This is a genomic window from Rahnella perminowiae, assembly GCF_019049695.1.
Taxonomy (GTDB): Bacteria; Pseudomonadota; Gammaproteobacteria; order Enterobacterales; family Enterobacteriaceae; genus Rahnella; species Rahnella perminowiae.
On sequence record NZ_JAFMOT010000155.1, the window covers coordinates 31,856 to 44,768 of the forward strand.

A 12,913-nucleotide genomic window follows, 5' to 3' on the forward strand; every position below is an offset into this window, starting at 1 on the left:
ACGATTTAATCGTTAAGGACACCAAGGGATAACAACAATAATGGTCAAGTCTCAACCGTTTCTGAGATATATCACGCGGATAATTCCCGCGATTGGTGCAGCAATTATTCTCTCTGCATGTAGTGGTACACATTCTTCGAACACAGAAAACGCACAAACTGATATGCGTGCAGTAAATGGCAATGATGGCCTTCTACTGCAAGCCTCTCAGGATGAATTCGAAGCAATGGTTCGCAACGTCAACGTTAAATCCAAAATTATGGATCAGTACGCTGGCTGGAAAGGCGTTCGTTATCGGTTAGGCGGTGACAGCAAGCGTGGTATCGATTGCTCAGCGTTCGTACAGGTAACATTCCGCGAACAATTTGGTATGGATTTACCTCGTTCAACCTATGAACAGGAAGAGAAAGGCAAGAAAATCCAGCGCACGAAACTGCGTCCGGGTGATCTGGTTCTGTTCCGCGCGGGTTCTACAGGCCGTCACGTCGGTATTTATTTAGGTAACGATCAGTTTGTGCATGCATCCACCAGCAACGGTGTGATGATTTCCAATCTGAAAGAGTCCTACTGGAATGCACGTTATCGTGAAGCAAGACGAGTTTTAGCTAACGGTTAATGCCGTTACCTGATGATTTAGTTCTTGTTGTCCTATGCCAAGCGAATAAAAAAACGTCATCTTTGGATGGCGTTTTTTTATGCCTGTAATAAAGTGTATTAAATATCTATTGTTTTTTTTGACAACGTTATACTTTTATTCTTTCCGCGCAAAAGGGCAAAACATATGGGTTTAAAAACGGCGTTAACACACACCGTATTGCCCAAGCATCTGTATTTAAAGAGAAGTCTGTTTTTTTCAGCCCTGTTTTTCATTTTATTTACTGCCGTCACCCTCACCGTGATTAAAGCTAACGCCCTGCGTGAACAACATCAAATCGCGCAGAGAACAGCAACATTCACGTCTGACTACCTGCGCCAGTTAACCGACACAATGCTCAGAATCGGGTTGCTTACGGCGGAACCCTGCCCTTCCATTGCAGGAGAATTAAACCGTGACGCCGCATTCAGCGTGGGCGTTCGTGATTTTCAACTGGTGCGTAATGGCATAGTTTTTTGTTCCTCGGCTTCCGGCAATCAACACGTTCCGGCAAACAGTGCCCTGCATGACATCGATTTTGATAAAAACATGAGTATCAGCTTGCAGATGGGAACGCCTGCCGTTCCGAACCGCGCGGTGATCCTTATATGGCAGCGTAATGCCGGCGCAGCGGATGATGGCGTGATAGCCACACTGGAACTGACACTTTCACCTTATATGCTTTTTGCGCAGCCAGGATCCGGCTACCGGGGTTTTGCACTCCTGGTGGGAGATAGCGCATTGATTTCTTCCATGGCGGGGCTGATCCCTGTCAGTGATTTGCCTCGCAGCCACTTTACTCAAGTCAACGTTGACCATTATCCTTTCAGTATTCGCCTCTATTCCCCTGTACTGACCCGCGATAATATTCTTTTTACGATCTCAGGCGGCCTGCTGCTTAGCCTGCTGGTGTGTGCACTGATTTATCACAGCTTGCTGAACCGCCATAACGTAGAGCGGGAGATCCTCCGCGGGTTGAAAAATAAAGAATTCTTTGTGGAATATCAGCCTGTTATCGACGCTAAAAGCCTGAAAGTGACCGGCGTTGAAGCCCTGCTGCGCTGGCAGCATCCGATTGAGGGACGCATTCCGCCCGATATTTTTATCAGCTACGCTGAAAATCAGGGGCTTATCGTCGAACTGACGCAACACATGATGGCACTGGTGGCGGCGGATGCTCATACCCTGCAGCACGCGTTTGCTGCTCCGGGTAAACTCAGTATCAATATTTCCCCTCACCACATGAATAAAATCAGCTTTCATGACGATGTGATGAATTTTATTGAAGCACTCCCTGAAAATGCTTTCCAGGTGATTTTCGAGATTACAGAACGCGGAATGATTGATACGCAAGGCGCATTACGGGAATTTAACTGGCTGCGCCGCCACAAGATTGAAATAGCCATTGATGATTTTGGTACCGGACATAGCGCACTGATTTATCTTGAGAAGTTTACGCTGGATTATCTGAAAATCGACCGCGGCTTTGTCATGTCAATTGATCAGAAAACCCTTATCGCGCCGGTATTGGATACCGTTCTCCGGCTCACGGAGGAACTGAAGATCAAAACCGTGGCAGAAGGTGTCGAAACCCCGATGCAGGCTGAATATCTGCGTAACCACGGCGTGACCTATTTACAGGGATTCCTGTACAGCAAGTCGTTAGGTGTTGCGGAACTCGTGGCCTTTATACGTGATTTCAACGAGAAAGAAGCCACCTGGCAGATTTGACCTGCATCAGTCCTGCATCTTTTGTCCCATTTTTCTTTTAGGCGTCTGCATCCGGTTGTGATAAAAAGGCCAAAATCAGGGAAGAAAGCGAAAAGTAGTGGGTGACAAAATCATAGCTTTCAATTGATTACTCTCGAAATAGCCTGCGGTACTGCCGCATCATGCCGTCGTCGTCACAGGAGTGCATATTCAGGATGTTTTCTCGCGTTTTTGCCAGTGTGCTGTGCCTGCTGAGTCTCAGCGCACAAGCCGAAGTCATACAGGACAGCTACGCATTCGCCATATTAGGCGAACCAAAGTATGTCTCAAACTTCACCAGTTTTGACTACGTCAATCCTGCCGCCCCGAAAGGCGGTCAGATTACCCTGGCGGCTATTGGTACCTACGACAACTTTAACCGCTTCGCATCACGCGGTAATCCGGCGGTACGCAGCGGATCGCTTTACGACAGCCTGTTCACGACGTCAAGCGACGAAATCGGTAGCTATTATCCGCTGATTGCCGACTCAGCCCGTTATGACAGTCAGTACCGCTGGGTCGAAGTCGATATCAATCCGCGTGCACGTTTTAACGACAATACGCCAATTACCGCCAGCGACGTGGCCTTCAGCTTTCGCAAGTTCATGACCGAAGGCGTTCCGCAGTTTCGCGTGGTGTATAAAGGCGTGGAAGTGAAAGCTATTTCGCGCCTGACGGTGCGTATGGTGTTGCCGAAAGCGGATAAAGACATGATGCTCGGTCTGCTGGGCCTGCCTGTTCTGCCGCAGGCATTCTGGGAAAAACATAAATTCAATGAACCGCTGAGTACACCACCGCCGGGCAGCGGCCCTTACCGCATCAGTGATTACAAACTCGGACAGTACATTACCTATTCCCGCGTGCCGGATTACTGGGCTGCCAATTTGCCCGTTAACCGGGGCCGCTATAATTTCGATACCATCCGCTACGACTATTACCTCGACGACAACGTCGCGCTGGAGGCGTTTAAGTCAGGCGCATTCGATTTACGTATGGAAACTTCACCCAAAAAATGGGCATCACAATATCAGGGCGGTAATTTCAGTAAAAACTTTATCATTAAAGCTGATGTGATAAACCAGGCGGCGCAGGATACGCGCTGGCTGGCATTCAATATTCATCGCCCGCAATTTGCAGACCGTAAGGTTCGCGAAGCCATCACACTGGCTTTTGATTTTGACTGGATGAACAAGGCGCTGTATTTCGGCGCATACCAGCGGGTGAACAGCTATTTTCAAAATACCGACTACGCGGCGAAAGATTATCCAAACTCTGCAGAGCTGGCCTGGCTTGGGCCGCTGAAAGATAAGATCCCCGCAGAGGTCTTCACCACGCTGTATCACCCCCCGCATTCTGACGGTTCCGGCAATGACCGGACGAATTTGCTCAAAGCCACCGCACTGCTGAAAGAAGCGGGCTGGGAAGTGAAAAACCAGGTGCTGGTAAACAGCAAAACCGGCAAGCCGTTTACTTTCGAACTGTTGTTGCCGGGGGGCGGGAACTCGCAATACGTCTTGCCGTTCCAGCATAATTTACAACGGCTGGGTATCAATATGTCTATCCGTGAAGTGGATAACTCACAGTTTGTACGCCGTATGCGCCAGCGTGATTACGATATGATCCCGACGGTTTACCCCGCCACATCTTATCCGAGCAGTGATTTACAGATTTACTGGAACACCCAATATCTCGATTCGAGCTACAACAAATCAGGCGTCAGCGATCCGGCCATTGACCAGCTGACTGATGACATCGCCGCCAATCAGGGAAAACCCGACGCTTTATTGTCGCTGGGCCATGCGCTCGACCGGGTGCTGACATGGAATATGCTCATGATCCCGATGTGGTACACCAACCACGAGCGCTACGCATACTGGGATAAGTTCTCTATGCCAGCTGTCACCCCGTCCAACGGAATGGAACTTGATACATGGTGGTACGACGTTAACCGCGCAGCCCGTTTACCTGCGCAACGCCGCTGAGGAGCATATTGTGGCCGCCTATTTGTTAAGACGACTGCTTCTGGTGATCCCGACGTTGTGGGCAATCATCACGATTAACTTTTTTATTGTGCAGATTGCCCCCGGCGGCCCGGTTGATCAGGCCATTGCCACCATTGAGATGGGTCAATCCAGCGGTTTGCCGGGTGCCGGCGGTGGCAGCGGAAATGGCAAAGCGTCACCGGGCTTAGCGCAGTTTGGTGAGGGGCAGTACCGTGGTGCGCGTGGCCTGGACCCGGAAGTCATTGCCGAAATAACGCATCGGTTCGGCTTCGACAAACCCCTGCATGTGCGCTATTTCGAGATGTTATCCAATTATGTTCGCTTCAATTTCGGGGACAGTCTGTTTCGTGGCGCATCCGTTATGGGATTGGTGAAAAGTGCATTGCCCGTATCCGTTAGCCTCGGCCTGTGGAGCACACTGATCATCTATCTGGTGTCGATCCCGCTGGGTATCCGCAAAGCCGTGCGCAACGGCACGAAATTCGATACCTGGAGCAGTTCGTTCATCATCATCGGTTATGCCGTTCCTTCTTTTTTATTCGCAATCTTATTGATTGTGTTATTCACCGGCGGCAGCTATCTCGACTGGTTCCCGCTACGTGGCCTGACATCGCCGAATTTCGACACCTTACCCTGGTACGGTAAAGTGACCGATTATCTCTGGCACATCACCTTGCCGGTGCTGGCGACCGTAATTGGCGGGTTCGCAACCCTGACGATGCTGACCAAAAACGCGTTTATGGATGAAATCGAAAAACAATATGTGGTGACCGCCCGTGCGAAAGGGCTGAACGAAAAGCAAATTTTGTACCGACACGTTTTTCGTAATGCGATGCTGCTGGTGATCGCCGGTTTCCCGGCCACCTTTATTAGTATGTTTTTCACCGGTTCGTTGCTGATTGAAGTCATGTTTTCATTACAGGGGCTCGGGATGCTGGGCTACGATGCCATTGTGCAACGCGATTTTCCGGTCATATTCGGCACGTTGTACGTTTTCACCCTGATTGGTTTGCTGCTCAATATCGTCAGCGACATCACTTACACCCTGGTCGACCCGCGTATTGATTTTGAGGGCCGCCACTGATGAATATAAAACTCTTTAAGCTGGGCACCATCAGCCAGGCACGTTGGGCACGTTTCTGTCAGAACCGTCGCGGCTTCTGGTCACTGTGGATTTTCATGGTGATGCTGGTTCTGGTGCTGTTATCCAATGTGCTGGCGAATGACAAACCCCTGCTGGCGCGCTATCAGGGGCACTGGTATGTGCCCTTTATGGTCAGTTACAGCGAAACGACATTTGGCGGCGCGCTGGAAACGCCAGCCGATTATCAGGATCCGTTTGTTGTGCGCCAGATCGAAGATCACGGCTGGGCGCTTTGGGCACCGGTTCGCAGCAGTTATAGCTCCATTAATTTTTCCACTGCACAGCCCTTCCCTTCCCCGCCATCCGCGCAGAACTGGCTGGGCACCGACAGTAACGGGCACGATGTACTGGCGCAAATTCTCTACGGGCTGCGGATTTCGCTGTTCTTTGGCATTTTATTGACGATGATAACCTCCGTAATTGGCATTATGGTCGGTGCCACGCAGGGTTATTACGGCGGATTAATCGATTTGCTCGGGCAGCGCTTTATCGAAATATGGTCGAGCATTCCGACTCTGTTCCTGATTATTATTCTGGCCAGCGTGATTCAACCCAACTTTTGGTGGCTGCTGTTGATCACCGTGCTTTCCGGCTGGATGATGCTGGTCAGCGTGGTGCGTGCCGAATTCCTGCGCACCCGAAACTATGATTACGTCCGCGCTGCCCAGGCAATGGGCGTCAGCGACCGTGCCATCATGTGGCGTCACATGCTGCCTAATGCGATGGTCGCCACACTGACTTATTTGCCGTTTATTCTTTGCGGCTCGATCACCACGCTGACATCACTGGATTTCCTCGGTTTCGGCCTGCCGCTGGGCTCGCCATCTTTGGGCACATTGCTGATGGAAGGTAAGAATAACTTGCAGGCACCCTGGCTTGGGATCAGCGCTTTCGTGGTGCTGGCCGCGCTGCTGTCATTATTGATTTTCATTGGTGAAGCCGTTCGTGATGCCTTCAATCCGTCCGCACACCACAATGAGGTACTCTGAAATGACAGACGCTGCGTTATCCGCCCCGTTACTGCAAATCAAAAACCTCAGCGTCGCCTTCCGTCAGGGAAAACAGCAACGTGAAGTCGTCAGTAGTGTGTCGCTCGATATCCGTGCCGGCGAAACGCTGGCGCTGGTCGGTGAATCCGGTTCAGGGAAAAGCGTAACGGCGCTGTCAGTATTGCGTCTGCTGCCCTCAGCGGCGGTTTATCCTCAGGGTGATATTCTGTTTGCCGGTCAGTCCTTGCTGCAAGCCAGTACCGGTACATTGCGCCAGATCCGCGGCAACCAGATTGCGATGATTTTTCAGGAACCGATGGTGTCGCTCAATCCGCTGCATACCATTGAAAAACAGCTGACCGAAGTGCTGACGCTGCACCGTAACCTCCGCGGTGACGCGGCGCGCACTGAAATATTGCGCTGTCTGGATCGGGTTGGTATCCGGCAGGCCGCCTCGCGCCTGCGGGATTTTCCGCACCAACTTTCCGGTGGTGAACGCCAGCGCGTGATGATTGCCATGGCGGTGCTGACAAGGCCGAAGCTGCTGATTGCCGATGAACCCACCACCGCGCTCGACGTGTCCGTGCAGGCACAAATTTTATCCCTGCTCGATGAACTTAAGCAGGAAATGGGGATGGCAATGCTGTTTATCACCCATAATCTGCGCATTGTGCGCCGTCTGGCGGACACCGTAGCGGTAATGCAAAACGGGCGTGTGGTTGAGCAACAGCCGCGAACCGCGCTGTTCAGTCAGCCTCAGCATTCTTATACACGCCAGCTGTTACAGGCCGAACCCCAGGGGCGTCCGCAGCCGCTGACAGGCAATCCCCCTGTTCTGCTGGATGTGAAAAATCTGGATGTCGGCTTTCCCGTCAAACGCGGTCTGCTACGTCGCACGGTCGGCATCAAACACGCGGTAAATCAGATCAGTTTCCAGCTCCGTCGCGGAGAAAGTCTCGGTGTTGTCGGCGAATCCGGTTCGGGAAAAAGCACCACCGGGCTGGCATTGCTGCGTTTGCTCAAATCGCAAGGCGAAATATGGTTTGACGGCCAGCCACTGCATGCTTTCTCACGCAAGAAAATGCTGCCGTTCAGAAGCCGGATTCAGGTGGTGTTTCAGGATCCTTTTTCTGCGTTAAATCCACGTTTTACCGTCGGGCAAATCATTGCTGAAGGTTTACGGGTACATCGCGCCGTCAGTGAACAGGAACGCGATACAGAAGTGATCCGCGCAATGCAGGAAGTCGGGCTGGATCCGCAATCCCGCTACCGTTACCCGACTGAGTTTTCCGGCGGCCAGCGTCAGCGTATCGCGATCGCCCGCGCATTAATTTTACAGCCGGAAATGCTGATACTCGATGAGCCCACTTCGTCGCTGGATAAATCGGTTCAGGCACAGATTCTGACCATTTTAAGTCAGTTACAACAACGCTATGGTCTGTCGTACCTGTTTATCAGCCATGATTTACACGTGGTGCGGGCTTTATGCCATCAGTTGATGGTTTTGCGAAACGGAGAAGTTATTGAGCAGGGAGAATGTGAACAGATTTTTACTGCACCGCAAGAGGCTTACACCCGCACATTGCTGGCCGCATCAGAGGCTTTCGATGTCCAGCCCTGATTCGCGGGGGAGAAGACGCCGGAATGCATTATGATGCCGGCGTGTCAAAAAGGATAAAGTGCAGTCACAGATTCTGCGATGGCTGCGCCGATATTTTTCAGGCAACAGAGCGTTGCACTTTCATCTTCCCGATGAACGAATAAACAAGGCTCACCGTCGATTTCTACAATCGCCGCTTTAACCTGTATATCTTCCAAAGCCTCGGTCAGCTGATGCATCACCTGCCAGGCGAATTCACCTTCATGACTGAGTAATTTAAGGCCGATCAGATTGTTATCTTCATCATTACCAGGCAGCGGAATCGGTTCAACTTTAATCCCCGTAAAACCTGATAACCAGCGATAACTTTGCGGCAAACGATGTACTACCGAAAGTTGGATATTATTCACGTGGTTCCCCAGACAATGATTCATGCAAATCATTTACATCATGTTTTTACAAAATAGCTACAACAGCACTGTTTAAGTTATAGCCGACAGGCGGCACTTTGCCCACTCAACGCTCAAATAATTAACATTAAATTAACGTTATTGGATACAAAATGACAAACTGTCGTTATTTTTATCTCTGCTCCCGGACATACTGAGATGCAGATCTCATTTTGGCTTATTTGTAACCTTTTCTGCCTTTATTCACAACCATTTTAATCATTTGATACTACTTTCCGTTACTTATTTATTTACATTTAATATACAAATCAGGCAGTCAATACCTTCATCTTTATGCAATAACTTCATATACATCAAAAGTATAGAAAAATAAGAACGACCAAACGTAACGAGGCGATGGTTAATTTCACTTTGAAATGAACCAGATGGTTACATTTTTTAGCGTCGCGCATCATACGTTAAAATCTGGATCTAATGTTAATTAATCAGCACAATTTGTTTGCACAAATCCCTCTTCTCTGGCTTATCATCCGCACCGTTATAAATGGTATACCCTACCGGGACCGACATCAGCAGAACTTAACCCGCTGATAAATCTCGTGTTACGCAAATTATAATAAAAACCAGATAAGCGAACTCCCTGCCTTTTGGCAAAAACCCATTCCCAGCGAGAAAGAGATGGAAAACGATCCTTCAATCATTGGAAGCAACACCACCGAAAATGGAACCGGTTTCAGTCGTCGAGAACTTCTAAAAGGTCTGACATCAGCCATGGTGGCAACGACCCTGCTCGGCTTCCCGTTCCTGAGCCAGGCGGAGAAAGAAACCGCCACACAGGATCCGGTCATCTTCGGCCAGTTCTATCTGGTCTCACAGGCCATCACTGAGCACAGGAATATCAGCGAGGGTTCTTCTGCGCAGATTTTCAACGCTTTTTACCGCTCACAACCTGACTTCCCTGCGCAGGTCAGCAAGTTACATGCGCTGGTGAAACCGGGCCAGGCGGCAAAAGATTTGCAGGAAGTGGCGAAACAGAATGGCCTTGGTGAACTGGTGACCCGCATCGTTACCGCCTGGTACACTGGCACGGTTGGACATGGAACCGATTCCATTTTGATTGCCTATAAAGACGCGCTGATGTATCGCCCGGTCAGTGACGGCCTGATTGTGCCTACATACTGCGGTAACGGTCCGCTGTACTTCACCGCAGCGCCTCCTGCCGCAGCCATGCCGGAATCCATGAATGCAGATCGTTTTACCCATCCTTCTGAAACAAACGTTGTGAGCAAAGCCTGATGAAAAAACCAGAATTTACGGCAGACGGCGATGCGTCTGCTGATGTGATTGTTGTCGGTTCCGGCATCGTAGGCGGCATGATTGCCGATCAGCTGGTCAGCCAGGGATATTCTGTTCTGGTACTGGAAGCGGGTTTGCGCATTGAACGTGCTCAGGCCGTTGAAAACTGGCGCAATATGCCCTTTGAAAACCGGGCCGGTTCTGATTTCCAGGGGCTTTATCCGCAGTCTGAAAAAGCGCCCGCACCACTGTATTTCCCGGAAAATAACTACGTCCATCTGACCGGGCCAAGCGCCAGCAGTTTCAAACAGGGTTATCTGCGCACTGTTGGTGGCACCACCTGGCACTGGGCCGCGTCCTGCTGGCGTCATGTTCCCAACGATTTCAAAATGAAAACCTTGTACGGCGTGGGTCGTGACTGGCCAATTTCTTATGATGAACTTGAACCTTATTACTGCCGCGCTGAAGAAGAGATTGGCGTTGCCGGCCCGAATGACCCCGAGTTGCAGTCACCGTCTGAGCGCAGCAAACCCTATCCGATGGAGCAGGTGCCTTATGGTTACGGCGATACCCGTTTTGCTGAAATCGTGAATCCGCACGGTTACCGCTCCGTGCCTATTCCGCAAGGTCGCAGCACCCGCCCGTGGAATGGCCGTCCGACGTGTTGTGGTAATAATAACTGTCAGCCGATTTGCCCGATTGGTGCAATGTATAACGGAATTGCGCACGTCGAACGCGCTGAGAACAAAGGTGCCGTGGTTCTGGCTGAAGCGGTGGTCTACAAAATTGACACCGATGAAAACAACAATGTAACGGCTGTTCACTGGCTGGATAATCAGAAGAAATCGCATAAAGCGACCGGTAAAGTCTTCGCGCTGGCCTGTAATGGTATCGAGACACCGCGTCTGTTGCTGATGGCCGCCAACGAAAAAAACCCGAACGGTATTGCTAATTCGTCTGATCATGTGGGTCGTAACATGATGGATCACTCCGGTTTCCACTGTACCTTTATCGCCAAAGAGCCGCTGTGGATTGGTCGTGGCCCGGCGCAGAGCAGTTGTCTGGTAGGGCCGCGTGACGGCGATTTCCGCAAAGATTATTCCGCCAACAAAATGATCCTCAACAATATCAGCCGTGTGATCCCGGCAACGTCCAAAGCGTTGCAGATGGGGCTGGTGGGTAAAGAGCTGGATGAAGAGATCCGCCGTCGTGCGATTTTCGGCGTAGATCTTTCCATCAGCCTTGAGCCGTTACCGGATCCGGATAACCGCCTGACACTCAGCACCACACGTAAAGATCCCCACGGTTTACCTTGCCCGGACATTCATTACGATGTCGGGGATTACGTGCGTAAAGGCGCAGAAGCCGCTCATAAACAACTCGAGCATATCGGTTCCCTGTTTATGGCCGAAGAATTTAATATCACTACCAGCCTGAATGCTAATAACCACATTATGGGCGGCACCATCATGGGCAGTGATCCGAAGGATTCCGTGGTGAACGGCAACTGTCGTACACATGACCACGCTAACCTGTGGTTACCGGGCGGCGGTGCGATCCCGTCTTCCAGTGTGGTAAACAGTACGCTGACCATGGCTGCGCTGGGTCTTAAAGCCGCCGATGACATGGCGAAAAAACTGGCAGGTGCCGCATGAAGACACTTCTCACCGTCTGCCTGCTGAGCGCCGCCTCCGCAGGCTTTACCGCCTGCGCCACGGCAGATGAAACCCAGGCTGCGCTGATTCATCAGGGCCAGGAAGTGGCCACAGCAGCTGACTGTCAGGCCTGTCACACTGCGCCGGAAGGGGGAAAACCTTTTGCCGGTGGTTATGAAATCCACTCACCGATGGGCACGATTTATACCACCAACATTACGCCATCGAAGCAGTTCGGTATCGGCAACTATACTGAAGAACAGTTCGTCCGCGCAGTGCGTGAAGGCGTTCGTCCTGATGGTGCCAATCTTTATCCGGCCATGCCTTATACCTCTTACAGCCATATGAGCGATGCCGACATGCACGCGCTGTATGTTTACTTCCTGCAAGGGGTAAAGCCGGTCGAGCAACCGAATGTTGAAACCGCCCTGCCGTTCCCGTTCAGCATGCGTATTGCCATGGCGGGCTGGAACATGATGTATCTCGACAGCACGCCGTTTAAGCCGGATACATCGAAAAGTGAGCAATGGAACCGCGGTGCGTATCTGGTCAACGGTGCCGGTCACTGCGATACCTGTCATACGCCACGTAACCTGATGATGGGTTCTGTGACCAATCAACCGCTGGCAGGCGGCATGGTCGGCCCGTGGTATGCCCCCAATATCAGTTCGGATCCGGTCAGCGGTATTGGCAACTGGTCGCAGGCTCAGCTGGTGGAATACCTGAAAACCGGCCGCACCGCCGGGAAAAACCAGGCTGCGGGCGGTATGGCAGAAGCCGTTCAGAACAGCCTGCAATACATGTCGGACAGCGACCTGAACGCGATCGCCTTCTACCTGAAAAACAGCACGCCGGTTCGCGACCCGCGTGATACGCAGGCGGCGGACACCTTCGGTAAACCGGTGAATGTGGAAGAAGGTTTACGCGGCGCACATCCGTTTAATGCGAATAAAACCATCGACAACGGCGCAGCGTTGTTCAGTGGTTATTGCGCCAGTTGTCATCAGCCGGATGGCTCAGGCAGTGAAAATCAGGCTTATCCGTCGCTGTTCAATAATACCGCGACCGGCATGGGCAATGCGTCGAACCTGATTTCAGCCATCCTTTACGGCGTGGATCGTCAGGTCGGTGACCACCATGTGCTGATGCCGAAATTTGGCGTGGGTTCGTATGTCGGTCAGCTCGATGATCAGCAGATTGCTGACATCTCCAACTACGTGCTAAAGAACTACGGTAACGCAGCCATTCAGGTCAGTGCGCACGATGTCGCGGTGTTACGCGCCGGCGGCCCGGTCACATTGCTGGCAAAACTACAGCCGTTCATGGCGCCGGCGATGGTGGCCGGGGTGATTGTACTGCTGGTGCTGATTTTCTGGCTCGGCCGGAAACGCAAAACGAAAGTGGCGTAATCCGCAGACTGAAACGCAAAACGG

At 51.4% G+C, this 12,913-nt stretch carries 10 protein-coding genes; 9 read left to right on the plus strand and 1 reads right to left on the minus strand.

The window, feature by feature from the left end; all coding sequences use genetic code 11:
• The first annotated feature begins 40 nt into the window (after window positions 1-40).
• The 6 genes from mepS (at window position 41) to yejF (ending at window position 8,140) form a co-directional block, all read left to right on the plus strand.
• Window positions 41-616 carry a bifunctional murein DD-endopeptidase/murein LD-carboxypeptidase gene (mepS, locus tag J1781_RS03975; protein WP_013574652.1) on the plus strand — a complete coding sequence of 192 codons (576 nt, stop codon included), beginning with the start codon at window positions 41-43 and terminating at the stop codon, window positions 614-616.
• 165 nt (window positions 617-781) lie between these two features.
• Window positions 782-2,365 carry a cyclic di-3',5'-guanosine monophosphate phosphodiesterase PdeN gene (locus tag J1781_RS03980; protein WP_217220496.1) on the plus strand — a complete coding sequence of 528 codons (1,584 nt, stop codon included), beginning with the start codon at window positions 782-784 and terminating at the stop codon, window positions 2,363-2,365.
• 194 nt (window positions 2,366-2,559) lie between these two features.
• Window positions 2,560-4,365, plus strand: coding sequence for an extracellular solute-binding protein (locus J1781_RS03985; RefSeq protein WP_129952385.1), 1,806 nt, complete (start codon window positions 2,560-2,562; stop codon window positions 4,363-4,365).
• A gap of 10 nt (window positions 4,366-4,375) precedes the next feature.
• Entirely contained in the window at window positions 4,376-5,470 is a 1,095-nt protein-coding gene (gene yejB / locus J1781_RS03990) for a microcin C ABC transporter permease YejB (protein WP_129952384.1), read from the plus strand.
• Entirely contained in the window at window positions 5,470-6,519 is a 1,050-nt protein-coding gene (locus J1781_RS03995; protein ID WP_165383709.1) for an ABC transporter permease, read from the plus strand. The genes yejB and J1781_RS03995 overlap by 1 nt, the downstream gene beginning before the upstream one ends.
• 1 nt (window position 6,520) lies before the next feature.
• Window positions 6,521-8,140 carry a microcin C ABC transporter ATP-binding protein YejF gene (yejF, locus tag J1781_RS04000; protein ID WP_217233239.1) on the plus strand — a complete coding sequence of 540 codons (1,620 nt, stop codon included), beginning with the start codon at window positions 6,521-6,523 and terminating at the stop codon, window positions 8,138-8,140.
• 44 nt (window positions 8,141-8,184) lie between these two features.
• Here the strand turns inward: yejF and J1781_RS04005 are convergent, their stop codons facing one another.
• Window positions 8,185-8,529 carry a YejG family protein gene (locus J1781_RS04005; RefSeq protein WP_129952382.1) on the minus strand — a complete coding sequence of 115 codons (345 nt, stop codon included), beginning with the start codon at window positions 8,527-8,529 and terminating at the stop codon, window positions 8,185-8,187.
• A 678-nt stretch (window positions 8,530-9,207) separates the two neighbouring features.
• Between J1781_RS04005 and J1781_RS04010 the strand changes: the two genes are divergently transcribed.
• The 3 genes from J1781_RS04010 to J1781_RS04020 are packed head-to-tail and all read left to right on the plus strand — an operon-like array spanning window position 9,208 to window position 12,889.
• A complete protein-coding gene (locus J1781_RS04010; RefSeq protein WP_129952381.1) occupies window positions 9,208-9,825 on the plus strand; it encodes a sorbitol dehydrogenase family protein in 618 nt (205 codons plus the stop codon).
• Entirely contained in the window at window positions 9,825-11,480 is a 1,656-nt protein-coding gene (locus tag J1781_RS04015) for a GMC family oxidoreductase (protein ID WP_129952380.1), read from the plus strand. The genes J1781_RS04010 and J1781_RS04015 overlap by 1 nt, the downstream gene beginning before the upstream one ends.
• Window positions 11,477-12,889: a c-type cytochrome gene (locus tag J1781_RS04020; RefSeq protein WP_217233240.1), complete on the plus strand. Its 1,413-nt coding sequence runs from the start codon at window positions 11,477-11,479 to the stop codon at window positions 12,887-12,889. Before J1781_RS04015 ends, J1781_RS04020 begins: the two co-directional genes overlap by 4 nt.
• Window positions 12,890-12,913: the final 24 nt, after the last annotated feature.

What these genes read in the sequence shown, in the direction of transcription:
- mepS (WP_013574652.1), top strand. Translation starts at nt 41, where the DNA reads ATGGTCAAGTCTCAACCGTTTCTGAGATATATCACGCGGATAATTCCC.
- J1781_RS03980 (WP_217220496.1), top strand. Translation starts at nt 782, where the DNA reads ATGGGTTTAAAAACGGCGTTAACACACACCGTATTGCCCAAGCATCTG.
- J1781_RS03985 (WP_129952385.1), top strand. Translation starts at nt 2,560, where the DNA reads ATGTTTTCTCGCGTTTTTGCCAGTGTGCTGTGCCTGCTGAGTCTCAGC.
- J1781_RS03995 (WP_165383709.1), top strand. Translation starts at nt 5,470, where the DNA reads ATGAATATAAAACTCTTTAAGCTGGGCACCATCAGCCAGGCACGTTGG.
- yejF (WP_217233239.1), top strand. Translation starts at nt 6,521, where the DNA reads ATGACAGACGCTGCGTTATCCGCCCCGTTACTGCAAATCAAAAACCTC.
- J1781_RS04010 (WP_129952381.1), top strand. Translation starts at nt 9,208, where the DNA reads ATGGAAAACGATCCTTCAATCATTGGAAGCAACACCACCGAAAATGGA.
- J1781_RS04015 (WP_129952380.1), top strand. Translation starts at nt 9,825, where the DNA reads ATGAAAAAACCAGAATTTACGGCAGACGGCGATGCGTCTGCTGATGTG.
- J1781_RS04020 (WP_217233240.1), top strand. Translation starts at nt 11,477, where the DNA reads ATGAAGACACTTCTCACCGTCTGCCTGCTGAGCGCCGCCTCCGCAGGC.